The 24759-nt window shown below is 58.0% G+C and carries 19 protein-coding genes; 6 read left to right on the forward strand and 13 right to left on the reverse strand.

Annotated elements, in window-relative coordinates:
* Positions 1 to 93: 93 nt before the first annotated feature.
* Together KYE_RS17595 and KYE_RS17600 are read right to left on the reverse strand one after the other, a co-directional pair.
* The gene (locus tag KYE_RS17595; protein ID WP_008176127.1) at positions 94 to 1629 is read right to left on the reverse strand and encodes a fatty acyl-CoA reductase; all 1536 of its coding nucleotides are present in this window, start codon (positions 1627 to 1629) and stop codon (positions 94 to 96) included.
* 221 nt (positions 1630 to 1850) lie between these two features.
* On the reverse strand, positions 1851 to 3176 hold the full coding sequence (locus KYE_RS17600) for a MinD/ParA family protein (protein WP_008176129.1): 1326 nt from the start codon (positions 3174 to 3176) through the stop codon (positions 1851 to 1853).
* Between the two features lie 207 nt (positions 3177 to 3383).
* Between KYE_RS17600 and KYE_RS17605 the strand changes: the two genes are divergently transcribed.
* The 4 genes from KYE_RS17605 to KYE_RS17620 all read left to right on the forward strand — a co-directional run bounded on the left by KYE_RS17605 (position 3384) and on the right by KYE_RS17620 (position 9511).
* Entirely contained in the window at positions 3384 to 5369 is a 1986-nt protein-coding gene (locus tag KYE_RS17605; RefSeq protein ID WP_008176131.1) for an HDOD domain-containing protein, read from the forward strand.
* A 24-nt stretch (positions 5370 to 5393) separates the two neighbouring features.
* Positions 5394 to 7568: an EAL domain-containing protein gene (locus KYE_RS17610; protein WP_008176133.1), complete on the forward strand. Its 2175-nt coding sequence runs from the start codon at positions 5394 to 5396 to the stop codon at positions 7566 to 7568.
* A 233-nt stretch (positions 7569 to 7801) separates the two neighbouring features.
* Positions 7802 to 8455: a class I SAM-dependent methyltransferase gene (locus KYE_RS17615; RefSeq protein ID WP_008176135.1), complete on the forward strand. Its 654-nt coding sequence runs from the start codon at positions 7802 to 7804 to the stop codon at positions 8453 to 8455.
* 48 nt (positions 8456 to 8503) lie between these two features.
* The gene (locus KYE_RS17620; protein ID WP_008176138.1) at positions 8504 to 9511 is read left to right on the forward strand and encodes a DUF2156 domain-containing protein; all 1008 of its coding nucleotides are present in this window, start codon (positions 8504 to 8506) and stop codon (positions 9509 to 9511) included.
* On the opposite strand, the gene murI is transcribed toward KYE_RS17620, so the two are convergent.
* Both murI and nudC read right to left on the reverse strand, forming a co-directional pair.
* Positions 9489 to 10352: a glutamate racemase gene (gene murI, locus KYE_RS17625; RefSeq protein ID WP_008176140.1), complete on the reverse strand. Its 864-nt coding sequence runs from the start codon at positions 10350 to 10352 to the stop codon at positions 9489 to 9491. The genes KYE_RS17620 and murI overlap by 23 nt on opposite strands.
* A complete protein-coding gene (gene nudC / locus KYE_RS17630; protein ID WP_008176143.1) occupies positions 10349 to 11164 on the reverse strand; it encodes an NAD(+) diphosphatase in 816 nt (271 codons plus the stop codon). Before nudC ends, murI begins: the two co-directional genes overlap by 4 nt.
* A gap of 153 nt (positions 11165 to 11317) precedes the next feature.
* On the opposite strand from nudC, the gene plsB reads away from it, so the two are divergent.
* Complete coding sequence (gene plsB / locus KYE_RS17635) at positions 11318 to 13786, forward strand: glycerol-3-phosphate 1-O-acyltransferase PlsB (protein WP_008176145.1); 2469 nt, start codon at positions 11318 to 11320, stop codon at positions 13784 to 13786.
* Between the two features lie 6 nt (positions 13787 to 13792).
* Here plsB and KYE_RS17640 read toward each other — a convergent pair whose 3' ends face one another.
* The 6 genes from KYE_RS17640 to ppc all read right to left on the reverse strand — a co-directional run bounded on the left by KYE_RS17640 (position 13793) and on the right by ppc (position 20804).
* Positions 13793 to 14632 (reverse strand): class I SAM-dependent methyltransferase, encoded by an 840-nt coding sequence (locus KYE_RS17640; protein ID WP_008176148.1) that lies wholly within the window; start codon positions 14630 to 14632, stop codon positions 13793 to 13795.
* Complete coding sequence (locus KYE_RS17645; protein ID WP_008176150.1) at positions 14632 to 14994, reverse strand: hypothetical protein; 363 nt, start codon at positions 14992 to 14994, stop codon at positions 14632 to 14634. Before KYE_RS17645 ends, KYE_RS17640 begins: the two co-directional genes overlap by 1 nt.
* 133 nt (positions 14995 to 15127) lie before the next feature.
* Positions 15128 to 15823 (reverse strand): tRNA (adenosine(37)-N6)-threonylcarbamoyltransferase complex dimerization subunit type 1 TsaB, encoded by a 696-nt coding sequence (tsaB, locus tag KYE_RS17650; protein ID WP_008176152.1) that lies wholly within the window; start codon positions 15821 to 15823, stop codon positions 15128 to 15130.
* A 31-nt stretch (positions 15824 to 15854) separates the two neighbouring features.
* Positions 15855 to 16508 carry an adenylate kinase gene (adk, locus tag KYE_RS17655; protein ID WP_008176153.1) on the reverse strand — a complete coding sequence of 218 codons (654 nt, stop codon included), beginning with the start codon at positions 16506 to 16508 and terminating at the stop codon, positions 15855 to 15857.
* Positions 16509 to 16709: 201 nt separating this feature from the next.
* A complete protein-coding gene (locus tag KYE_RS17660; protein ID WP_008176156.1) occupies positions 16710 to 18080 on the reverse strand; it encodes an HDOD domain-containing protein in 1371 nt (456 codons plus the stop codon).
* 78 nt (positions 18081 to 18158) lie between these two features.
* Positions 18159 to 20804, reverse strand: coding sequence for a phosphoenolpyruvate carboxylase (ppc, locus tag KYE_RS17665; protein ID WP_081467556.1), 2646 nt, complete (start codon positions 20802 to 20804; stop codon positions 18159 to 18161).
* A 104-nt stretch (positions 20805 to 20908) separates the two neighbouring features.
* On the opposite strand from ppc, the gene KYE_RS17670 reads away from it, so the two are divergent.
* Positions 20909 to 21142: a hypothetical protein gene (locus KYE_RS17670; RefSeq protein WP_008176161.1), complete on the forward strand. Its 234-nt coding sequence runs from the start codon at positions 20909 to 20911 to the stop codon at positions 21140 to 21142.
* Between the two features lie 32 nt (positions 21143 to 21174).
* Here the strand turns inward: KYE_RS17670 and KYE_RS17675 are convergent, their stop codons facing one another.
* The 3 genes from KYE_RS17675 to relA form a co-directional block, all read right to left on the reverse strand.
* On the reverse strand, positions 21175 to 21519 hold the full coding sequence (locus tag KYE_RS17675; protein WP_008176163.1) for a hypothetical protein: 345 nt from the start codon (positions 21517 to 21519) through the stop codon (positions 21175 to 21177).
* Positions 21520 to 21655: 136 nt separating this feature from the next.
* Positions 21656 to 22513: a nucleoside triphosphate pyrophosphohydrolase gene (gene mazG / locus KYE_RS17680; RefSeq protein ID WP_008176166.1), complete on the reverse strand. Its 858-nt coding sequence runs from the start codon at positions 22511 to 22513 to the stop codon at positions 21656 to 21658.
* Positions 22510 to 24747 carry a GTP diphosphokinase gene (relA, locus tag KYE_RS17685; RefSeq protein WP_008176168.1) on the reverse strand — a complete coding sequence of 746 codons (2238 nt, stop codon included), beginning with the start codon at positions 24745 to 24747 and terminating at the stop codon, positions 22510 to 22512. Before relA ends, mazG begins: the two co-directional genes overlap by 4 nt.
* Positions 24748 to 24759: the final 12 nt, after the last annotated feature.

Raw genomic sequence — 24759 nt, forward strand, 5'->3', positions numbered from 1 at the left:
TCTAAAGAATAGTTGGATTGGAGCCGATGGCAAACCCGGGAAGGAAACGACCACGCATAAAAAAGCCCGGTCGTTGCGACCGGGCTCCTGGGTTCACGCTGCCTTTTTTCGGGCCTTGGCAGAACGCAGGCTGTATACCTTGCGCTCCTTGAGGGCGTATCGGTTCAGGCCTGCAAGGTGGATCTTGCGTAGATAGACCGACCAGTCAATCTGGCGGGCATCTACCGGAAACAGCACCTTGTCCAGCTCCCCCATCCTCGATGCCAGGGCCAGCAGATCATCATTCCGGAAGATATAGTCTGGCGCGGTGTAGAAACCGAAAATGGTCGCCAGCGAGCGCGTCGTGTCCAGATTCCGGAGCACTTTCAACTCGCGATTCTGGCCCAGCATGCGCAAAACCTTCCCGGTAATGCTCAGTGGAATGCGCACCCCGCCCACAACGGCATCGAACAGCCGGCGGTTGACTGCAATGAAGGGTTTGGTCGGCTGTCGGTAGAAGAGCTGATCGTATTCGGCGAAGTTGGCTTTGGATTCCGCCATGAGGTGGTCAATAAACTGCCCGAGAGAAACCGGGTTGGAGCTGCCACTGCAACACTGGTAAATCCGGTGACGTGGCGAATCAGCAACGGCTTCAGCCGCCGCCAGGATGATGGCATTGGCCACCAGATCCACGGGAATAACATCGATGACCCCAGCGCGTTTGCCAGGGAAGAGCGTGACCTTCTCGCGGGCATACGCAAGGATAATGGCATCCGCCACCTTCACACCTTCAATCCAGCCTGGCGCGGGTTCCTCGAGTGCACTTTCAATAATGGATGGACGCACAATGGTCAGTGCCCGCCCGGATAGGGCCTTGAGCAGGAGTTGCTCACCCAGCCACTTGGTAAAGGTATAGGTATCGCTCCAGCCATAATGGTTGGCTTCACGGATGCCAAGGTCCACCAGCTTCTTTTCCAGTGCCTTGCCGGAGTAGCGGGAACGCACGTCCGCTATCTTGTCCTCCAGCAGCCGGACAAGTTCTTCGATCTCATAGTAACCTTCAGTGCTCCGGGGTATGGCCTCACCTGCCGGCTTGATCACGGTCTCCGTGATCTGTCCGGAATTCATGCCGTTTACATAGCAGGTGGAAACCTGCAGCACCGCCAGCGACTTGTTCTGTCGCGCAAGCTCGGCCACGTTGTCGAGGCAACGGGTATTGATGGCAAGCGCTTTATCGAGCTCTTCCCGGAAGTTCACACTGGCTGCGGAGTTGACAACCACATCGATGCCGCCAGCCAGCTTGCGGAAACGGTCAGCGGACAGACCAAACAAAGGCTCGGTCACTTCCCCGGTTACGCAATGCACACGATCTTCAATGAAGGTTTCGAAAGCCTCGTTGTCGTCCTGGCGCAGACGATCGAAGACTGACGACGTGGCGATCTCCTCAAAAAAACGATCCCGCGCATCGGGGTGACGTTTGTTTCCACGGATCAGCAGATGAATGCCGCCTATGTCCGGAACGGCGCGAATGAGCTTTTCCAGAACCACCTTGCCGAGAAAGCCCGTGGTGCCGGTAATCAGAACGTGCTTGCCCCGGAGCCGCTCAAGTACTTTTGATGATGCATCGGGATTCAGCTGCTGTGTTGCCATGGGAGAACTCCTTCTCATTTCAATTCGTTGTCGCCGCACACCCGCCAACCAGAGGAAAGTTTGCGAATCAGATTCGACAGATGTGCTGCATATTGCGGGCCACGATTCAGATTTGTGCTCAATCCTTGCACAACTTTGGTGACAGAGCGGTGACACACAGCAAACTTACGCTACAAAAAGTGTAAAAAAATGACGGAAAAGAAGGTAGGTTTTTCTGCCTATCAGGAGCTGCTTTGGTCATTGCCGGAGAGAGATCGCAAGAGCTGATCCAGCGAGATATCTGCAGGCTGTTCCTTCAGTACGCGCACCAGACGATCCTGCTCACCGAAGCTGATGCGATCGTAAAACGGCTCGCGGAGCAGGGATTGAGGCGGCTCGGCAGGCTCCGCTTTACGTTCGAGGGGTGAAATCTGGTCCGCCAGCTCGCGAAGATGAATGGCCAGATGATTCTTTCGCTCGGGGCTGAGACTCTCCCACTGGAACGACCCGAGACCGGTTTGCACAATCTCGACGGCATCACTGTCCAGCGTGCTCCCCAGCAGTGCAAAAAGACGGGTAAATGCTTCATAACGCAGCATAGGATCGATCGGCCCGGCATTGAAAACAGACTCAATCTCGCCCACGGCCTGCAGGCACCGATCTTTCAGGGTATGAGCCTCACTTTCGGTTTCGGGCTCCGGCTTGGTCACTGTTTTGAGCGGGCTCTCGGATCCTCGTTTGGACACCTTATGCCAGTAGGCTGCAATGCCAGCCTTTCGTCTCGGCAACTGGGACAGCCGCACATCAAGCATATCCGCGAGGGTATGAAACTGGCGGCAGGAAGGGTCTGAAACAGGCAGCAGCGCGACCGGCTTCTGGTTGAGAACCGACTGTCGAAGGGTCTCGTCGCGCCAGATCCCACCCATATAGTGGAGCGAGATTCCCAGGTGGCGCTGGGCAGCGGCGTCCAGGCGCTGGAACACGGACCGTGCCTGACTGGCGCCATGGGCCATATTCACCAGAATGCTCGGAATCCGGTTATAGCCCCTGCGCCGGAGAACCTTGATCAGGGAAAACGCGTCGGTCAGGGACGCGGGGTCAGGGGTCACAACCATGCAGGCCAGCTCTGTCGCGGCAATCATATGCAGCCCGGCAGCCTGCAGCCCGGCAGCCGTGTCGGTAATGACGTAATCGTAGCGGTTTTCCAGGTTATACAGTGCCCGGAGTATGCGAAGGCTCTCCGTTGGCCCCATATCCATGCATTCCTGCACACCGGAGGCCCCCGGAACAATATGCAGGCCGTAGTCGGTCTCCAGGATGATATCCTCAAGACGACACTCTCCGGCCATCACATTGGCAAGGGTTTTTCTCGGATAAAGGCCAACCATAATGCTGACGTTGGCCAGATCGGTGTCGCCATCCAGCAACAGAACGCGGTTATCCTGCCTTGCGAGGGTGAGCGCAAGATTCAGGGCGACCGAGGTCTTGCCCACCCCACCCTTGCCACCCGTTATGGCGATGGTGCGAGGTTGGTTCGGATTGTGCTTGACAGGTTCTCTGGCGTTCATCACCGGCAATCTAGGTCCCTGATTTTTCGGTTTTCTGTATTTTAACCTGTAAAAATTCTACACATATCACGAATCAGATAATATATTGCTTGAAAAAAGAGCAATAAGTATTTATTAACGACGGATTATTGTCTAAGCTCTTTTCCGACAATAAGAATGAACGCTTCGTCAGTTAATGAATTGATTCGCCCCACGGCAGGTAAGCCTATGCACATTGCGCCTGATCTACAGCTACCGAGTCTTCCGGAAGTCACCTTGCGGGCGCTCGAGGCTTGCCATCAGGACGAGAGCTACCGGAAAATCAGCGAAATTGTGTCTGCCGATACCGCACTGGTAGCTCGTATCCTGGCACTGGCCAACTCCGCCCTGTACGGCCCTTCTACTCCGATCCGCTCCGTCGACCAGGCACTCCTGAGACTTGGCACCCGACGTTTTCACACGCTGGTCCTGACCGCAGCACTGCGCCAACTGCTATTCGAGCTGGGCGGTGACGAATGGCAACAACTCAGAGATTTCTGGCGACACTCGCTGACCACCGCGTTGACCGCCCGGGCCCTGGCAACGCTGACCCGTTATCCGGAGCCTGACGAAGCCTTCATGTTGGGCATGCTTCACAACATTGGCGAGCTGATCGCTATTAAAACGCCAGCCACCGAGGCGAAGCAACACTATCTTGATCATCAGTCCGACATCGCAGCGGAACTCGTTGCCTCCTGGGGGCTGGGGCCAATGGCCGCCGATGCCATGCGCTACCAGCAGGCACTACCGTCGGAGCTACGGGATGCCGGACATCTGGTGAAGCTGATCAGCCTGGCCACCCGACTGGCACTCTCCGATGCCGCCGGCATTGCAGCGGCAGGCACGGTATTCGGGCTGAACGAGGAACTGACCCGGGAGATAAATCGCCGCATCGGCCACGAAGTCTCGGGTATGGCTGCATCGCTGGGGATTCCTCTGGATGAGAATTACTGCGGCGAGAGCGCCTCGCGACAGCTGAAACAGACAATTCTGCGCCAGGCCATGGCAAACCAGGCGATCAACCTTGCCGATCTGACCGGAGAAACCGAGGACATTCTCGCCGAGACGGTCAACAGCCTCACGCTGATCACCGGCTTGCCGGCGCTGTGCTTTGGGCACACAGGCGAAAACCTTGTGCTCCTGTCCGGGACCATTGGCGACATCCCTGACCTGGCGGTCACCGCCAAGCCCGGCGGCAGCGTCCTTACGGAAGCCTTTATTTCTGGCCTGCCAGTCAGCCTTGGTGATCGATCCCCAACAGTACTCGACCGACAGTTGCTGTCACTGCTCCATACGCCCTCCATACTTGCCGTACCGGTTAACAATGGCGGGGACTGCCCTGGTGTCTTCGCCCTGGGCACAGACAACGAGCATCTGCCAACAACCCTGGAACTGGCCGATATCTTCACGGCTCAGTTGGCATCGGTACTGGCAGACCGGGTGCCGGCCCAAACCGATGCCGAAGCCAGTACAGAGGGCCTGGATCAGGAGATCGCCCGCGACCGGCTGCGTAAACAGGTTCACGAAGTCAGCAACCCACTGACCATAATCCGACAGTATATTTACCAGCTGCGAGGCAGGCTTGAAGATGCTGGTGTCCAGCAGGAGCTGGACGTAATCCGGGATGAGCTGGATCGGGCGGGCAATCTTTTACTGCAAATGAGCCATACTGACTCCGTGGATCAGGGCGATGACGGGGTTGAGCTCAATGCCGAACTGGAAAGTCTGGCTCGTATCCTTGAAGATAGTCTGTTCAGCTCAGATAGCCGCAGCCTTCGGTTATCGCTTTGCAGCGAGCCAACGCGGGTTGCGGCTGGCCCCACGAGGATTCGGCAGATTGTGATCAATCTGGTTCGAAATGCGGCGGAAAGCCTGGCGGATGATGGCGGCACGGTTGAAATACGGACGTCTTCGCCAGTGTGGCAGAACCACCGAACCTGGGTTGAGCTGGAAATCTCGGACACAGGCAGAGGAATACCCGGTGAGGTCAGGGACGCCCTGTTTTCACCGGTGAAAACCACAAAGGGAGAGGGCCACAGCGGTTTGGGCCTGAGCATTGTGAAACAGCTCGTTGATGACATGGAGGGCATCATTGCTTGTCGCACGGGGCAGGAAGGGACCACCTTCAGGATTCTGCTTCCAGCGGCCAGCCACAAAAAGAATGAGACCGACTGACGCAGAAACAACGGACACAGACCGATGGCACCTGAACATACTGATCAGCCTTTCAGTCACGGGTTAACGGCACGGATACTGGTAGCAGATGACGAACCCCGCCTGCTCAATACACTGGCTTCGCTGCTGCGTAGCCGGGGTTATGACGTTGCGGAAGCTCACGGGGGCCGAAAAGCCTGCGAGCTGATCGACCAGCAAACCTTCGACCTGGCCTTGCTGGATCTCCGGATGCCCGAGGTCACAGGTTTCGACGTTATGGCACACCTTGCCATCGGACAGCCGGATTGCGGCGTGATCGTGGTCAGCGGCGAAAGTTCGTTCAGTGCTGTGAGCCGAGCACTGCGGCGGGGCGCCCTGGACTACATCCGTAAACCCTTTGATCCTGAGGAACTGCTGGCCACCGTTGAGAGCGTGATCGGAAAAAAGTCACTCCTCGAAGCCCACGAGCATATCCAGATGCGGCTGGAGAAATCCGAGGCGCTGCATCGTTACATCGTTAACAGCTCTCCTGACATCGTGTTCATGCTTGATCAGGACGGTCACTTTTGCTTCGTGAACAGCAAGGTAGAAAGCCTGCTCGGATATAAGCCAGCGGAACTTTGCGGCCAGCATTTCCGCCACATTCTCGACGACCGGGACGTGACCCGCGGGACACTGGCCCTGAAGGGACCAAACATCACTGCAGATAACCCTCGAACCCTGGAAGTCCGCCTTAAAACCCGTGGCAGCCGGCGAGCAACCCGTCATTTCGAGATAACCGCTTTTCCCATCGATCCGCAAACCTGGCCGCACTCCGGTAACACGCAAGGAGGCGGCAGTGGCAACGGCGCCACCTATTATGGGACCGCTCGTGACGTTACCGAGAGGAAGGAAGCCGAGGCCTTCATCAATTTCCAGGCCTACCATGACCTTTTAACGCGATTGCCGAACCGTGCACTTTTCAAGGACCGACTTGAGCTGGCGATCACCCACGCCAACCGTGGTGGCCAGAAGCTGGCGGTTATGTTTCTGGACCTTGACCGTTTCAAGGTCATCAACGACACCCTCGGCCACGCGATGGGAGATCGGCTGTTGCAGGCAGTGACTCACCGGCTCGAGAAATGCCTGCGCAAGGGCGACACCCTTTCCCGGTTCGGTGGCGACGAATTTACCCTGCTCCTGCCCTCCATCCACAATCACGAAGACGCGAGACAGATCGCCAAGAAGCTGATTGATGCCCTGCGGGCACCTTTTCAACTGGGGGATCACGAAGTATTTGTAGGTGTCAGTATCGGCATCGCAATCTTCCCCGAGGCCGGCGAGACCATGGATCAGCTGATCCAGAACGCCGACATTGCCATGTACCACGTCAAAGGGAAGGGCAAGGACGGTTACCGCTTCTATTCCGACAGCATGAGTATCGATACGGCCAACAGGCTGAACCTCGAGCGGGATCTGCGTCAGGCCCTTGAACGGGACGAGTTGCGAGTGTTCTATCAGCCCCAGGTGTGCTCAACAACCAACCGGGTCGTGGGTCTTGAGGCCCTGGTTCGCTGGCAGCACCCGGAGCGGGGACTGCTTTACCCGAGAGACTTCCTGCCCCTGGCGGAGGAAACCAAATTGATAGGCCAGCTCAGTGAGCGTGTTCTCGACCAGGCCTGCCAGGATGTCGGCCGCTGGATCCAGGAGGGCCACACCCACCTCCGGTTGGCCGTCAACCTGTCCCCCATAGAGGTTGAGCATCCGCGGTTTGTAGAAACCCTGATGCAGCAGGTAAAGGCCCACAACTTCCCGGCCGGCAACCTGGAAATCGAAATCACTGAAAACGTGATCATGAACGATCTGGAACAGATCTCCCAGAAGCTCCGGGAACTGGCAGCTCTGGGTGTCCGGATAGCGATCGACGATTTCGGCACAGGCTATTCGTCACTGAATTACCTGCATCGCCTACCCATTCACACCCTCAAAGTCGACCAGTCTTTCGTGAAAGCCATCCGCAGTGGCGACGACGGTGCATGCATCGTAAACGCCATTGTCGCCATGGCCCATGGACTCAAGCTGGAGATCGTTGCAGAGGGCGTGGAAACCGACGAGCAACTGGATTATCTGCGGAGCCTGGGTTGCCACCAGGTCCAGGGTTTCTTCTACGGCCCTGCCAGGCCCGCCGCCGAGATTTCCAGAACTCTCGGATCCACCAGAGCCAAAGCTGCCTCATTCTGATATACGATTATCGATTGTCAGACACTCCGATATAAAAGCGCGATAGGGTTTGCAAAGTATTGCAGTACGTTACTTTGTGTATCCTGAAATGCGCATTACTGCACATATTTCTCCCACCCTGTTCTCTAAGCTCGAATCCATAGGCGCTGATTACCGGAATGTCCGACATTCTCGGACCAATAACGACAAAAACGGTGACAGCATCCAAGGAACAAGAACAGGCAGCAGTCATCATGCGCGACAAGTACAAATACATCGGTCCCGTCTACGATTTTCTCAGCAATCTCTATAGCGGCAAGAATATTCACCGCTGCAAAACCGCCATGCTGGATGTGGAAACCGTCCGGCCCGGAGACAGGATTCTGTTTGCCGGAGTTGGCCATGGCCGGGACGCCATTCGGGCGGCCGAGCTGGGTGCAGACGTGACCGTGGTGGATTTGTCCGAAACCATGCTGCGGAAATTTGCCGAAGCTCAGCAAAAAGAGGCGCCACACCTCACGATCCGACGCATTCACAGCGACATCATGAAAGTAGATGAGTTCGAGCAGTACGACATGGTCGTGGCCAATTTCTTCCTGAACGTGTTCGATGAAGACATGATGGTCCGGGTCCTCGAACATCTGATACGGCTGGGCAAAGCCGACGCCCGGGTCGTTGTTGGTGACTTTTCCTACCCCACTGGCAACCTGCTTTCCAGAATGTTCAAGAAGCTTTACTGGTACATGGCCGTCTTCATTTTCTGGCTGTTCGCCAACAATGCCTTCCACAAAATCTACAACTACCCCGAGCACATGCAGCGGCTGGGCCTTCAGGTCACGGACAAGAAGCACTTCAAGCTCCTGAACATGAACTGCTACTGGTCCATTCTCGGACGCAAGCAGGCCTGAGCACTTTGCTAGAGATTCACCCAACAAAAACAATCAGGGAGCAGCAGCATGTCGGATCAGATACTCGCACTGGACAGGGTTGGCACACTTGAGAGCGGCTCATTCACGTTTACCGAGCGGGTCGGCTTCCTGAAGAAGTACGGTACCCATTCCCAATCGTTTTCAACGCTCCAACCGGGCATGCAATATTTTGATGTACCGGGCATGGGGTATATCGCCTACATGCGCAAATGGGGCGGCACCTTCGTGCTCTCGGATCCCGTCTGTGCGCCGGAAGACTTTGGCAACCTGCTGGAGAGCTTCCACCAGCGCTTTCCAAACGCCAGTTACATCCAGGTCTCCAAGCCCGTCGTCGATTTCCTGCACCTGCGATTTGGTCTCTACGGCACCCAGTTTGGCAGCGAATCCCGCATCGATCTGGGCCGCTGGTCACTCAGCGGGAAGAAAAAACAGATCCTGCGAACCGCTTTGAACCAGGCAGAAAAAAACGGGATTACGGTGAAAGAGCGTTTCAGTGACGATCACACCCGTGAAATATCCGAGGCCTGGATTCGAACCCGCAAATGCAAGAGCAATGAAATCCGCTTTCTGATCCGTCCCATGGAAATGGACTATCGCGAAAACGAACGGCATTTCTACGCCTATCAGGACGACAAGGCCGTAGGGTTTATCTATTTTGACCCGATTTATCGCAACAACGAGATTATCAGCTACGTGCCCAATATCTCCCGGGCCAACGCCGATTTCCGACAGGGCATTTTCTATACCCTGATGGCTCATGCGATGGAGGTCTTCAAGGCGGAAGGCGTGCCTTATCTGGATCTCGGACTGATACCCCTGTCACTGGATCCTGCAACAGAGCATCAGGAGAGCAGGCTGTTGAAACGCCTGTTGCACGGGCTCTACGAGAAGGGCAATTTTCTATACAACTTCAAAGGCTTGGAGTTTACAAAGTCGCGCTTTAGGGGAGACAACTTCAAGACCTACTGTTGTCACAAACGGTCGATTCCGGCGCTGGAGTTTTTCGCCATGTTCAAGCTGACCCGGTTGCTGTAGCCCCTAGGGGCTCTCCAGGCCAGTGTTCGCTCACCCGTTTGGCCTCCAGCCCCAGGCCCGCCATGAAGGGCGCGATGCCCTTTGGTGCCGGCCCTGAAAACAGCGCAGCGCTCACAGGTTGTTTCCCTGCGCTGGCAACTGGGCCTTGAGCAACATCAAGCCGACCGGTCTGTTCCAACAGCCAGGCTACCCGTCGGGCAATGGCCTCACCCGAGTCCACCCAGAAACGAACCGTCGGCAGACTCGCCCTCAGACTCTCCAGTAACAGTGGATAGTGAGTGCAACCAAGCACCACGGTGTCCACACCGGCCTCTTTAAAAGGCCTCATGGCTTCGCTCAGCTCGGCAAGCGGAACCTCGATTCCGGAAACCAGGTCCTCTGCCCAGCGCACCAGCCCCGGATGGCCAATACGCTCAATCCTGCAATCGCCAGCGAATTCCTCGACCAGCCTGTCGAGATAAGGTCTGCGAACCGTTGCCGGTGTCGCCAGCAGCCCCATTCGCCGATTCACGGACTTTGCTGCCGCCGGTTTGATGGCCGGCACCACCCCCACAACCGGCACCGCCGTCATCGCACGTAAATGCGGCAGGACCACGGTACTGGCGGTATTGCAGGCCACCACGATGGCGTCTGACGGGTAGAGCTCAAGCGCTCTGGTGATCAGACCGCAACAACGGTCGATCACAACCGCCTCGGATTTGTCGCCATAGGGAAAGCCTGCGTTGTCTGCCAGATAGACGATCTCCAGTCCCGGCAGTTGCCGGTGAATGCAGGCCGCAACGCTCAGACCACCGACACCGGAGTCAAACACCAGAACCCTTGGAGGTGACTGCCTGCTCAAACCGGAATGCCTCCCCGGGAAATCTCGTGTTCCATGGCCCGGATCAATCGGCCAGAAATGGTGGTTTCCGGTGGTACCGGTGGCGTATCGCCCGGCAGGAACCAGTCGGCATCGGCAAGCTCGTCCTCCTGGAGAACCAGCTCGCCTCCGGCGTAATCGGCGAAGAAGCCGACCATGAGCTGATGGGGGAATGGCCAGGGTTGCGAGGCGTGGTAGCGGATGTTGGTGACGTCCAGCCCGGTCTCCTCTTTCACTTCACGGTGCACAGCGCCTTCCAGACTCTCGCCCGGTTCAACAAACCCCGCGATGAGGCTGTAGAAGTGCCGTTTGACCCGCGAGGACTTCGCGAGCAGAAGCCGATCATCCCGGCGTATGACGACAATCACGCAGGGCGCCAGCCTCGGGTACCAGGGAATGCCACAGGGTTCGCACCACTTGGCCCGCTCACGCGGATGGAAACCGGTTTCCTCGCCGCAGCGGCCACAGAATCGGTGGTCGCGCCACCATTGCCAGACCTGAAAGCCGGTACTGAGCATATCCGCCGGCGCATCGCTAACCATCAAAAGCGCATCCCGCAGCGGTACAACCTCCTGATTACCGACGTCGGTGTCCGGCAGTTCGGTCACGAATACAGCGCGCCCATTGTAACTGCCCAGAGATACGGAATCGGACAATTCGCCCCGGAAAAGGCTGCTGTCGCCGCTGTGCAGCCAGCCGTTATCGGGCTTGACCACACCCGATCCCGACAGCGCAAGGATCAGATCGCCGTTTTCCGGCCGGCGGGTCGTCCAGCCCGGTATCCACTGAGTCATTGCGATCACCATTCGATGCATCAACTGGGTTATTGGAAGATCAATCGGGAATGTACCACATTACCGCACCGGCCAAGAATGAAAGGTCCACCTTTCCGCCCTGTACTCAACCAAGTAAACTTGGCACCTGTTTCGTCAACGGAGTTGCCATTTATGCGTCTTTACCAGGGCATTCGCAGCCTGATCCTGACCCTTTTCCGAAAGATACTGTTTATCTGGGTCCGGACTGATGTCAGCGGCAACAGCGTTGAAGCCCTCGCCCTGGATCCCGACAAACCGGTTTGCTACGTGCTGCAATACAGCTCGCTGTCGAGCCGCCTGGTTCTGGAGCAGGAAGTTATCCGTGCAGGACTTCCTGGCGCCACCGAAGCCCTTCCGGTGAAGAACGGCCCGTCCCACTCCTTCTTTTTCCTCTATCGCCGGATCGGTGGCTTTTTCAGGGGGCGTCAGGCGCCGGCACCCACGAACGAGTTTCAGGCCCTGGTTCGCTACGGTCTCGAACATCCGGACCAGGACGTACAGATTGTTCCAGTGTCCCTGTTCTGGGGGCGCTCCCCGGACAAGGAAAAGTCCCTGGTAAAACTTTTGCTGTCCGACACCTGGTCCATCGCCGGCCGGCTTCAGAAGTTACTGATCATCATGGTTCATGGTCGCAACACCTACGTTCAGTTTAACCAACCGCTCTCACTGAAACAGGTGATCGACGAATACCGGCACAGCGAGGAGCGGGCCAACCGCAAGCTGGCCCGGATCCTGAGAACCCACTTCCGCCGGGTTCGCCAGGCGGTACTGGGGCCAGACTTGTCCCATCGCCGTACCCTGGTGGCAGGTCTGGTGCGCACCCAGGCGGTCAAGGAAGCCATCCGGGAGACCGCTGCCAGAGACGACATACCACCTGAGAAAGTCCGCGCCAAGGCCTACAAATATGCGGATGAGATTGCGGCGAGCATGTCCGTTGTCACGATTCGATTCATGGAGGTGCTGTTGTCATGGCTCTGGAACCGGATCTACAACGGCATTGCCATCAACAATATCCGGGTGGTGAAGGAAGTGGCGCAAGACAATGCCGTGGTTTACGTGCCCTGCCATCGTTCACACATCGACTACCTGCTGCTGTCCTACGTGCTTTACAAGAATGGCCTGATGCCTCCGCACATCGCCGCAGGGATCAATCTCAACATGCCCATTGTCGGCCCGATCCTGCGCCGTGGCGGGGCGTTCTTTATGCGCCGCAGTTTCAAGGACAACCCGCTGTACGCCACCGTGTTCAATGAATACATGCACGTGATGTTCTCCCGGGGCTATTCCGTCGAGTATTTCATCGAAGGCGGCCGAAGCCGCACAGGCCGCATGCTGCAACCCCGCCCCGGCATGCTGGCAATGACCGTACGCAGTTTCCTTCGGGACCATCGCAAACCCATCGTGTTCGTGCCCGTGTACATCGGCTATGAAAAGGTGATGGAAGGCCGTTCCTATCTGGGTGAACTTCGTGGCAAGAAAAAGGAAAAAGAAAGCGTATTCGGTCTTGCCAAGACCGTTCGCAAACTCAGTAACTCCTTTGGTCGGGTTTCAGTCAACTTTGGCGAAGCCATTCATTTGTCTGAGGTTCTGGACGATGTTCACGGTAGTTGGCGCGACGAGGCCTACGACGCCGAGTATCGTCCGAAGTGGCTTAACAGCGCGGTTTCAGAGCTGTCCTTCCGGGTAGCGTCGAACATCAACGCGTCGGTTGCGGTAAACCCGATCGGCATGGCCGCCACGGTTCTTCTTGGCACCGAGCGACTGGCCATGGACGAGGGACAGTTGATCCGCTTGATGGATCAATACGCCGCCCTGCTAAAGGCTTTCCCGTATGCGGAAACGGTAACCCTGCCCGAGGGGTCCGGCAAGGACTGGATCGCCTACTGTGAAGGCATGGGCCTGGTGACGCGCCAGCCGCAGAAGCTGGGCGACATTATTGCCCTCGAAGGCAGCAACGCAATCCTGATGACCTATTACCGGAACAACATCCAGCACCTGTTTGCGCTACCCTCACTGATCGCCAGCCTTTTCGAGAACAAGGATTCGCTGGGCCGGGACAAGATTGTGTTCCTCGCCAGCGTAGCCTACCCCTACCTGCAATCGGAACTGTTCCTGAAATACCAGCCCGATGAAGCCAGGAAGGTCATCAATCAGTGGATTGACGTTCTCATCGAACATGACTTGCTGAAGCCCCTGGACGATGACCGGATCGGTCGACCCGAGGAAGGCACCGAAGCCATGCTGAGGCTCAGGGTTCTGTCCCGCTTCATCATCCAGACGGTAGAGCGCTACCACATCGCTCTGGGCATTCTCCGCAAATACGGCTCGGGCAAGATCAGCGCCGCCGAACTGGAAGAACAGAGCGCGCTGCTGGCCGAGCGGATGTCGATCCTGTTCGGCCTGAATGCGCCGGAGTTTTTCGACAAGAGCCTGTTCCGCAACTTCATTGCCAATATGCAGAACAATGGCGTTATCACTACCGATGACAATGGCCTGCTCTGCTATGGGGAGGGGCTGGATGAGGTGGCGGACGATGCCCGCCTGGTGCTGAGTGTCGAGAAGCGACAGGCAATCCAGCAGGTCACCATGCTGGGTGCCTGATGGCGTTTACTGCGGTGGCAGCGCCCGGATGGCGTACACATCGTAGCGGCTGCTCTTGCCCTCAATGCGGGTGGTTGGCTCTGCTCCCTCAATGGCCGATGCCTTACGGGGCCGCTTGACTACCACCCGGTAACGGGCGCGCTCCAGAGCGGCCGCGAGCAATTGTGCGGAATCCTCGTCGTCTCCTACGATAGTGCGGAAAACCTGCATTTCCTTTTTTACCAGGGCCGACTTGTCCCGATGCGGAAACATCGGATCCAGGTAGACAACATCCGCCGCCTCGGTGCCTGGTCGGGCAAGCCATTCAATACTGCTGCCCTCCAGCAGTCGCATGCGCTCGACAATGGCCGCACAATCCACATTCAGGGCTGCGCGCGCAAGACCATCGGCCAAGAGAGCGTGAATGACCGGGTTACGCTCGAACAGGGTAACCGTGCAGCCAAGGCTGGCAAGCACAAAGGCATCCTGGCCAAGCCCTGCCGTCGCATCAACGATATGCAATGCGGCCCGTGTTTTCTGCAAGCCGACCGCCTTGGCCACCAACTGGCCCGCGCCACCGCCGTGCTCCCGCCGATACCCCATCTTGCCGGTCACGAATTCTGCACGCACCGGTCCCGGCGCACCTTTGCCAGTCATCTGCAGGCCAAGGCCCTGCTCATCCAGGAACAGTAAAACCGGGAAGTCGCGGATGTCTCTGGGGCGGACGACACCAAGATTCGGGACCCCGAGCGAATCGGCAAGAGCATCGGCCTGCAATCGGTCACCCAATGCACTGCGGGCAACAGCGACGATGTTCTGGAAACGTTCAGAGAGGGCGTACGGAGCGGACGGGGACGAGTCAGGCATCAGACCAGAATATCAATTCCGGCCAGGCTACCATTGCCGCCAGTTTCCTGACCGGCTGCGGCAACAGAGGCAAAGGTCGACAGCGCCCTGGCGGCTGGCAGGGACACTTCGTCTGCGCGGAACCGCTCCAGACGGGCGTCTTCAGCGGCACGACGGGCTTCTACACGCCGCTCGAGGCTTTCGGTCGCATTGCGGTCGCTGACAACACCCTGATTGCCATCGGCAAGGTCACGGCGGGCCGCGTCAGGTGTTTTTTCGGGCGTTGATGCCGGCGCACGGGCCGCATCGCTGCGCTCCCTGACCAGACTGTTGTTGCCGGTCTGGAAATTGAAATTGTTACCCGGGTTAATTCCGCCAATCATGTTCAGATACCGCTGTCCGGATGACAGGAAAACGTGAAATGGAAGTATGGAAGATTATCGCACGGAAGAAAAGACAGCTGGTCAGTTTTTACCCAAAGCGGTTTGCCCGGATCAGCCCGGGCGGCCGGGGTCACTATCGACCAGGCAGTTTTTTCCAGGCCACTTCATCCCTGATGTAGACAGGTTGAGCCTGCTCCGCCGGCACCGCCTTGCCCTGCCCGAATGCGATCACCGCCAGGCGCGCAACCCAGGCTGCTCGCAGCACCAGGGTTTCATCGACGGGATCAACGCGCCCTGACACCTCCGCTGGCATGGCGGAGCGGTATTGCCAGCCCGGCCCTGCTCCGCACCAGCGCTCGGGGCCCGCTGGCAGTGTGACTGCCTCGGGTGGACAGACCTGTTCCGAAGCCAACGCCTCAGGCAGTCCTGCCCGGGCAGCGAAGCAGCCCCAATACACCTCGCCCATGCGGGCATCAAAGGCTACCGCAATACCGGTTTCCTCGTGAGGATCCAGAGCATCCATGGCACCCAGCGCCACGGCCTGCAGTGAAGACACCGGCACCACCGGAATGTCCAGCCCCCAGGCAAGACCCTGCACAACACCGGTCGCGATCCTGACACCGGTAAAAGAGCCCGGCCCGCAGGCAAAGGCCAGGGCATCAAGCTCTGCCGGAGCAAGATTCTTCTCCGCCAGAAGCTCCCGCACCATCGGCATCAATAGCCGGGTATGGCCTCTGGGGGCAAGCTCAAAGCGTTCGGAGATTTCGCCATCAACAAGAAGGGCTGCCGAGCAGCCCTCTGATGACGTATCCAGTGCCAACAGTTTCACCGGTGTGAAAACCTCAGGTCAGGATGCCAATTTATTTGAGTTCAGACAGGATCTGGTCGCGAATGCTGTCCAGACTGCCAACGCCCTCGACACGGACGTATTTCGGTGCCGCGGCCGGCTCTTTCGACGCCCAGTCCTGGTAGTAGCCAACCAGCGGTGCAGTCTGGTCGTGGTAGATTTTCAGACGCTTGCGAACCGTCTCTTCCTTGTCGTCCTCACGTTGAACCAGCGGCTCTCCGGTCTGGTCGTCCTTACCCTCGACCTTGGGCGGATCGTATTTCACATGGTAGATACGACCGCTTCCCTCATGCACCCGGCGACCGGACAGACGGCTGACAATTTCTTCGTCATCCACGGCAATTTCGACCACATAGTCGATGGCAATTCCCTGGTCTTTCAGAGCTTCAGCCTGGGGGATGGTCCGCGGGAAACCGTCGAGCAGGAAACCGTTCTTGCAATCAGGCTGTTGAATACGCTCTTCGATCAGCGCAATGATGATGTCGTCAGACACCAGGCCGCCTGTTGCCATGACTTCCTTTACCTGCTTGCCCAGCTCGGACTCGGCTTTTACCGCCGCACGCAGCATGTCACCGGTGGAGATCTGGGGAATATCAAACCGTTCAGTAATGAACTGGGCCTGAGTCCCCTTGCCTGCGCCCGGCGCGCCTAACATGATGATTCGCATAACGCTGTGCTCCCGTTTTAGTCATTATCATTTGAAAAGCTGTGGCAAAAACCCGTGCCTTTGCGACAGCCTCTCCTGCACGGAACAGGTGTCAGCCGAAATCGGCGAAGGCGCATTATACGAAGTCAGCCACGTCAGAGAAAGTCGACCTCCGTATCATGCACCGGAAGTCCGTATTTCCCAGCGAATAACGACAGGGTGTCAGGATGACAGGGAGCTGGCCAGTGCGTCCAGATCCGGAGCCACACGATCCAGTTCAGCATTCAGTTCTTCCACAACATTGGGCGCCAGTCCCAGGCCTTCCAGCAAAGCGGGCACGTCGTCGGGATTGAATTCATCGCCAATACCGCGGTCCTTCAACAGGGCGTTGGCCAGCTGTACCATCAAGACATAGTTCTCGTGCTCGCCATGGTAACCCGATTGTTGATGCACGCCGGCCGCCTTGACCACAGGATCAGGCAGTTGCCATAAACGGTGGAGGATACCGCCGATAGCGCCATGGCCCACCGACAGGATTTCCTGGCCATTGCCCTGCCCGAACACCTGCTGCTCAAGCGAGTGCATGCTGGCTTCAGGATTCGCTTCGCGAAGCTCATTGAGCTCATCAAATTCGGCCGGGAACAGATGCCCGACCAGCAACAGGCCGAAGTTGTGCAACAGGCCGCAGAGATAGCCCAGCCCCTTTTCGGCGCCACATCGCGGCGCAATGATCTGGCAAAGGAACGCGCAGTACAGGGAGTGGCGCCAGAAATTGTCCATACCGAGAATGCCGTGACGGGGTACTTCAAAGGCACGAACGGAGGCGATGCCCAGGGCGATGTGGGCCACACGATCGAAGCCCAGCACACGGGTGACCGCCTCCTGCACCGAATTGACCTGGCCGGGATAATTGAACAGTGCAGAACGGGCGTAACGCATGATCTGGGCCGTGAGACTGGGATCAAACTCGATCAGCTCTGCCAGCTCACGAGCCGTCGCATCGGTGTTGGCAGTCAGCCGCAAAATACGCAGCGCCAGGGCCGGCATGGGGGGCAGACGGTAAAGTTTCTGTAGCTTGTCGGCCACTTCCTCGAGCGTCAGCGCCTCGCGGTTGCCGTTACCCGGCCCCCGGATAACCAGGTGGCCCGCCCTGGGACCGGCCAGGGCCAGACGGAAGGATCGGCCATCCATCTCTAGCAGGGAATGATCAGTGCCACTGGAAAACACGACCTGATCCGCCAGCATCACATCCTCGTCCACGATAACGGGCAGCTCGTAAGCCTGTCCGATGGGCGGGGTGAAGCCGGGATCACAGTCACTGAACAGGCGCATGGTCTGCCGTGCGGTCAGCGGCTGAAGACGGCGATCGGTCAGCTGGTGAACGGCATCCGGGTCCAGGGAACTGTCGAACTTGTGCACGGCCATCACGACACCGGTAATGTCGATCAGCAGAGTGGCCTGTACAAAGCTGTCCTGAGACATCCCCGAGGCAATCACTGCCGCATCCAGGCTGGTGACCTGATCTATCGGCAACTCCCGATAAGTGATGCCCTTGCGGGCGAGAAAACGTTCCAATCGTGCAGCCAGAGCCACAGCTTACTCCCTTTGTTCTTGGTCGGTGGCCAGACTACCCGGCCTTGTCCCGGCACTTTTTTCTATTCTGCTGCAAGGTCAGCCAGTATTCCGCATGCCCGCAGCGATACCTGCCATGGTGACTTTCAGTGCTCTTTCCACCAGTTCCGGCACCTCGCCCTTGCCTTCACTTTCCCGGTCCCGCCGTAGCAATTCGGCCTGAAGGTAGTGCAGCGGATCCGTGTATGGGTTACGCACCCTCATCGAATGCGCAAAGACGGGCTCTCCCTCCAGCAGATCCGTTTGCTCCTTGAGTTCCAGAAGTCGCTCGATACAACCCTGGAGGCGCACGCGAAGACTCTCCCCAAGGGCTTTCAACCGATCATCGTCCAGCAGCGTCTGCTCATAATAGCTGGCGATGCGCAGGTCTGCCTTGGCCAGCACCATTTCCAGCATATCCACATAGGTGCGGAAGAACGGCCAGCCCTGCATCATCTCACGCAATACTGGGAGCCGGTGGTCCCGGGCCGCCTCTTCAAGCGCCACGTCACTGCCCAGCCAACTGGGCAGCATCAGCCGCATCTGGGTCCAGGCAAATATCCACGGTATGGCCCGAAGGCTTTCCACGCCGCCGGTGGCCTTCCTCCGGGCCGGGCGACTTCCGAGTGCCAGTTTCCCCAGGGCCTGTTCCGGCGTGACCTGGCGGAAATAGGGCACGAAGTCGGGATTTTCCCGGACCACATCGCGGTAGGCTTTCAAGGACCGCTCGGTAAGCCAGTCCATGGTTTCACGCCAGCTGTCTTCGGGCTGTGGTGGCGGGGCCAGGGTAGCTTCGATAACCGCCGTGGTGTAGAGCGTCAGGCTCTGAACCGCCAGCCTCGGCAAACCGAACTTGAAGCGGATCATTTCGCCCTGCTCGGTAATCCGGAAACTGCCGTTTACCGAGCCCGGCGGCTGGGACAGTATCGCCCGGTTGGCAGGTCCGCCGCCACGGCCAACGGTACCGCCACGGCCGTGGAACAGGGTCAGATGCACGCCATACTGGCGGGCAACGTGGGTAAGTTTCTCCTGGGCCTGGTACTGGGCCCAGGCCGCCATCAGCTGGCCGGCATCCTTGGAGGAATCCGAATAGCCGATCATCACTTCCTGCCTGCCCTGGCAATACTCCCGATACCACTCAACCTCGTACAGCGCAGACATGCTGTCTGGAGCACCACGCAGGTCATCCAGGGTCTCAAACAGGGGCACGACCCGCATCGGAAACTTCATTCCGGATTCCCTGAGCAGCAAAATCACGCTCAATACATCAGAGGGCTTGCTGGCCATGGAGATAACATAGGACCCGAGGGCTTCCGGCGTTTGCTGCGCCACCACTTCACAGGTTGCCAGCACCTCGCCGACCGATTCGGAGGGCTCCCAAGTTCGGGGGACCAGTGGGCGCCGGCCCTGAAGTTCCTTCACCAGGAATGCCTGGCGCTCCTGTTCTGACCAGGACAGATAATCCCCCAGGCCAAGATAATCGACCATTTCGGCAACCGCCTCCGCGTGGCGGCTGGCCTCCTGGCGGATGTCCAGACGAATCAAAGGCAGGCCAAAAGTATGCGCCCGGCGGATGGTATCCAGCAGCGGACCATTGGCGATGTCCTCGAGTCCGCACTCAACCAGGGATCGGTAACAGAGCTCCAGGGGACCGGTGAAATCCTCGTTCTCAAAGAGAATACCGTTGGCATCCGCGGTCTCGCCGTTGACGCTCGCCTCTGCCCAGTCCCGGGTTCTGATCAGCCGCTCACGGAGTTCGGCGAGCACATGGCGGTAGGGTTCCCGGGAATCACCAACAACGGCCTTGAGCTCGTCGCTGGCCTGCCACATGGACAGTTCGGCCCGCAGCGCCTGAATATCACGAAGATAGAGATCCGCTGCCATCCAGCGGCCAAGCAGGAAGACCCGGCGGGTCACCTTGTGGGTGACATTCGGATTGCCATCACGATCACCGCCCATCCAGGATGCAATGCGGATGGGGAATGCCTGCAGGGGAAGGCCCTTTCCGGTCGCGTCTTCCAGCGACGTATCCAGGCTCCTCAGAAACTGTGGCAGGGCCTGCCACAGACTGTTTTCAATAACCGCAAAGCCCCATTTGGCCTCATCCACTGCGGTTGGTCGCTCCTGACGAATCTCGTCGGTGTGCCAGGCTTCGGTAACCAGTTGAGACAGGCGATTGACGATTTCCTCCCGTTCAGCAGGCATGAGGTCGTCATGGTCCAGACGCGCCAGGCAGTCCGACATCTCGTCGTATTTCATAATAAGGGTGCGACGCGCCACCTCGGTGGGGTGGGCCGTCAGCACAAACTCGATTCGTAGATCCGCCACCCTCTGATGCAGTTCCTCCGGCGTGACATCACCTTGCTTGAGCCGCTCAAACACCTCCCCGAGCGATTCGACCATCAGATCAGACTGGTGCCCGCGTTTCCGACGAATACCATGGTACTGCTCGGCAAGGTTGGCCAGGTTCAGGAACTGGTTGAAGGCACGGGTCACCGGAAGCAGCTCATCATCGCTCAACTTGCGCAGCAGATTGACAAGTCGCTGGCCGGACCCGCTTTCCTGGCGACGGTCGGACTTGGCAGCCGCCCGGATTTCCTCAATCAGCTCGTAGCATTCCTGTCCGGGATATCGCCGTATGCTCTGGCCCAGAAGTTCACCCAGCATTCGTACGTTTTCTCGGAGTTCGGGATGTAGCTCAGTCACATTGACGTCCTTTTGAATTGACGGAGGCGAAGTAAACTTACGATACTAAGGAACAGTCGAGAAAGTCTATTGGCGATTCAAGCCTGTAGCTGCAAGGAGTTATCATGAAGGTCACTGATTTGCCCAAACACTGGGAACAGCAAAAAGAGCCCGTGGAGCGCACCCACGATTATAACCTGCGCCTGCCGCTGGAAGATGCCGCACGCGTGGCCGCACTGGCGGAACTTTACCCGGACCGCAGTGAAAGCGATATTCTGAACGACATGATTGGTGCAGCTCTGGACGATCTGGTACGCCAGAGCCCACTGAAGGACAAGCTGGAAGGGAAAGACAAGTAAATAGCGGCGGGCAGCTTTCGCTGCCCGTGTCGTCAGGCGACTGATTCCAGTTGACGGGCCTTGAGGCGCTGGATGTGCTTCTGGCTCAGGCTGACAAACTTGGGAGTCAGGCCCTGATCTTCGTAGATCTCGAAGCCATCCTCGTCGTACGCCACCACTTTGGTGCCCTGAACATACGGAAAGCTGGTCTCCATTTCGTCAAGTGCTGCAGAAATCAGATCCCGCATCAGATCCTGAGGTGACTTCATCGGATAGAGCGCTGCGAGTTTCTCGAGACGCTTGTGATGCTGGTCAGACAACGCCATGAAGTAGGCGTCTCGGGTAAGCCGACCACGTGCATGCTTGTCCCAGTAGTTGACCAGATCTTTGATTTTCATGGTGCCTTCACTCCTGCATCTTATTGATGGCGCACGGCGCACGAAAACTGTGCATCCGTTTCCGGAAGTGTAGACGAAGCCGTCGGTCCGGGGGCGAGAAAATTGGTAACGGATTGTACTTACCGATCCGCCATTTTCAGTGCTCGTTCTCTCCCCGCTCCACGCCTTTCACCGCCTGCCACACGGCATCCAGCGCCTCCAGAGATTCTTCGTCCATATCGCGGCCCTCCCGTTCCAGCACACGTTCAATCGCCCGGAACCGGGCGTCGAATTTATGGTTGGTTCGATTGAGTGCCTGCTCAGGGTTAACCTTCATGAACCGTGCCAGGTTCACACAGACGAACAGGAGATCGCCGAGCTCATCTTCAACGGCATCGGGATCACCGGCGCCCGTCTGTGCGGCTTCCCACGCCTCCTTGAGCTCGTCGATTTCCTCGTGAAGTTTGTCGAAAACCGGGCCAACATTTGGCCAGTCGAAACCGTGCCTGGCTGCCCGTTTCTGGAGCTTCTCGGCCCGAGCCATTGCAGGCAGGGTCCGGGCAATGCCGTCAAGCCGACTTACTGGGGCGCTGGCTTCCGGTGCCGGCTTCATTGCCCGCTCCTCGGCCTTGATGCGCTCCCAGCTTTCCTTGATCCAGGCCTCATCCGGCCGATTATCCGGATCAATGCTGCTTTCCAGGGTCCCTTCCGGAAAAACGTGTGGATGCCGCCTTACCAGTTTGCGCACCAGATGATCGACCACACCGTCAAAATCGAAATGGCCATCTTCCCGACCAAGCTGGGTGTAGAAAATGACCTGGAACAGCAGGTCCCCCAGCTCGTCTTTCAGATGCGGGTAATCCTCTCGCTCAATGGCATCGGCGACTTCGTAGGCCTCCTCCAGCGTGTGCGGCACGATGGTCCTGTAGGATTGCCTGGTATCCCATGGACAGCCCGTCTCCGGATCCCGAAGCCTGGCCATCAGGGTTTTCAGATCCTCGATGGTATAGCTCATCCGCGTTTACGCCTTACATCAATGATATTGGGCAGGTTGCGAATCTGCGCCAGCAACCGCGCCAACTGCTCCAGACTGGAAATTTCCACCGTCACGGTCATGGTAGCCGTGTTCTCGTCCTTGTTGCTCAGGGTATTCAGTGACAGCACATCACTCTTGGAGGCCGACAACACCTGGGTAATATCTCTCAGCAGCCCGGATCGGTCATAGGCTTCAATTTCAATGTCGACAGGATAAACAGCAGCCTGCCGGCCACCCCAGCTGACCTCAATAATCCGGTTGGGCTCGAACTCACGCAGATTCAGGAACGTCAGGCAGTCCTGACGGTGGACCGTAACCCCACGGCCAACCGTGATGTAGCCACCGATCGCGTCTCCGGGCAGCGGCTTGCAACATTTCGCCACCTGGGTCTTGAGCTTGCCGACGCCCAGGATCTGGATGTCTGATTCCGTATCGTAGGGCTTGCGGCGCTGGGCGCTGAGTTTCAGATCCAGTTGTTCGGACTTGGGCTCCAGCATCTGCTGGGCCACATTGGCGACATGCGTGGGGCGAAGGTCACCGGCTCCGGTGGCTGCAAACATGTCCTCCGCACTTTGGTAATTAACCTTCCTGGCAAGCTCACCAAGATCTACATCGTACAGGGACAGACGCCTGAACTCGTCCTCGAGAATGGCACGACCGTCAACGATATTGCGACCACGATCCTGCTGTTTGAACCAGTGGGTTACCTTGGCGCGTGCCCTGGAAGTCTGAATGTAACCAAGGCTCGGGTTCAGCCAGTCGCGGCTTGGGGCCGGGTTGTTGGAGGTCAGGATAAACACCTGATCGCCGGTTTTCAGTGGATAGGTCAGTGGAACGATTCGGCTGTTCACCCGCGCACCGCGGCAGGCGTGACCGATCTCCGTGTGAACCCGGTAGGCGAAATCCACCGGCGTTGCCCCCTGGGGCAGATCCACCACGTGGCCCTCGGGTGTGAATACATACACCCGATCCGATGCGACATCGGATTTGAGGTGGTCGGCCAGCCCGGACAGGTCGCCCAGCTCCTCCTGCCACTCCAGAACCTGGCGCAGCCAGTTGATCTTGGCATCGTAGCCGGTCGACTTGTTGCCTTTGTCCATGCCCTTGTACAACCAGTGGGCACAAACGCCCAGTTCCGCCTCCTCATGCATCGTGTGGGTTCGGATCTGCACTTCCATGACCTTGCCCTCGGGCCCGATCACGGCGGTATGCAGGGACTGGTAACCGTTTTCCTTCGGGTTGGCAATGTAATCGTCGAACTCGTTGGGGATGTGGCGCCACAGCGTGTGGACAATACCCAGTGCGGCGTAACAGTCGCGAACCTCCGGAACCAGGATACGCACGGCGCGAACATCGTAAACCTGGGAAAAGTCGATGCCCTTGCGGCGCATTTTTCGCCAGATGCTGTAGATGTGCTTGGCACGTCCGGACAGCTCGCCCTCAATGCCATAGGCTTTCAGTTCGGTCTGCAGGGTTTCAATCACCCGCTTGATGTAACCGTCGCGATCCAGGCGCTTTTCGTCCAGCAGTTTGGCGATCTTTTTGTAGGCGGAACCATGCAGGTACCGGAAAGAAAGATCTTCCAGCTCCCACTTGATGTGACCAATGCCAAGCCGGTGTGCCAGGGGTGCGTAGATATCAAACACTTCCCGGGCGACGCGCATTCGCTTTTCTTCTGGAGCATCCTTTACCGCCCGAATGGCGCAGGTACGCTCCGCCAGCTTGATCAGGGCAACCCGGACATCGTCAATCATGGTGACGAGCATCTTGCGGACGTTGTCCAGTTGGCCTTCGCTCTGGCCCAGAACGTTACCCTTCAGCGGGTGGTGGATGGACGAAATGGCCGCCATCTGCTGCACGCCGTTGATCAGGCCCGCCACCTCATCGCCAAATTCCTTGCGGATTGTCTCCAGGGGAACGCGCTCTTCACGCACGGCGCGATAAAGGATCGCCGCCACCAGGCTGGCCTGATCCAGGTGCAGCTCCGCCAGAACCTGGGCCATCTCAATGCCAATCCGGAAGCTGCTGGAACCAGGTGCCCACTGGCGATCCTGCCGGAAAGCCTGAAGATCGATTTCCGCTGCCTTTTCGCAGGCCAACCGGAACTGGTCAGCGTCGTCCAGGTGCGTTTGCGAGGCTATCTGGTTTACCCAGCCCTCGATATCCACCTGGCCGTCGCCGGTCATTGCGTAATCTTCGCGAACTTTTACCATATCAGTCTTGTT

Origin of the sequence: Marinobacter manganoxydans MnI7-9 (assembly GCF_000235625.1) — a bacterium.
GTDB lineage: Bacteria > Pseudomonadota > Gammaproteobacteria > Pseudomonadales > Oleiphilaceae > Marinobacter > Marinobacter manganoxydans.

Coding starts and splice junctions, on each gene's coding strand:
- KYE_RS17595 (WP_008176127.1), bottom strand. CDS start 1,629: ATGGCAACACAGCAGCTGAATCCCGATGCATCATCAAAAGTACTTGAG.
- KYE_RS17600 (WP_008176129.1), bottom strand. CDS start 3,176: ATGAACGCCAGAGAACCTGTCAAGCACAATCCGAACCAACCTCGCACC.
- KYE_RS17605 (WP_008176131.1), top strand. CDS start 3,384: ATGCACATTGCGCCTGATCTACAGCTACCGAGTCTTCCGGAAGTCACC.
- KYE_RS17610 (WP_008176133.1), top strand. CDS start 5,394: ATGGCACCTGAACATACTGATCAGCCTTTCAGTCACGGGTTAACGGCA.
- KYE_RS17615 (WP_008176135.1), top strand. CDS start 7,802: ATGCGCGACAAGTACAAATACATCGGTCCCGTCTACGATTTTCTCAGC.
- KYE_RS17620 (WP_008176138.1), top strand. CDS start 8,504: ATGTCGGATCAGATACTCGCACTGGACAGGGTTGGCACACTTGAGAGC.
- nudC (WP_008176143.1), bottom strand. CDS start 11,164: ATGACTCAGTGGATACCGGGCTGGACGACCCGCCGGCCGGAAAACGGC.
- plsB (WP_008176145.1), top strand. CDS start 11,318: ATGCGTCTTTACCAGGGCATTCGCAGCCTGATCCTGACCCTTTTCCGA.
- KYE_RS17640 (WP_008176148.1), bottom strand. CDS start 14,632: ATGCCTGACTCGTCCCCGTCCGCTCCGTACGCCCTCTCTGAACGTTTC.
- KYE_RS17645 (WP_008176150.1), bottom strand. CDS start 14,994: ATGATTGGCGGAATTAACCCGGGTAACAATTTCAATTTCCAGACCGGC.
- adk (WP_008176153.1), bottom strand. CDS start 16,508: ATGCGAATCATCATGTTAGGCGCGCCGGGCGCAGGCAAGGGGACTCAG.
- KYE_RS17670 (WP_008176161.1), top strand. CDS start 20,909: ATGAAGGTCACTGATTTGCCCAAACACTGGGAACAGCAAAAAGAGCCC.
- KYE_RS17675 (WP_008176163.1), bottom strand. CDS start 21,519: ATGAAAATCAAAGATCTGGTCAACTACTGGGACAAGCATGCACGTGGT.
- mazG (WP_008176166.1), bottom strand. CDS start 22,513: ATGAGCTATACCATCGAGGATCTGAAAACCCTGATGGCCAGGCTTCGG.
- relA (WP_008176168.1), bottom strand. CDS start 24,747: ATGGTAAAAGTTCGCGAAGATTACGCAATGACCGGCGACGGCCAGGTG.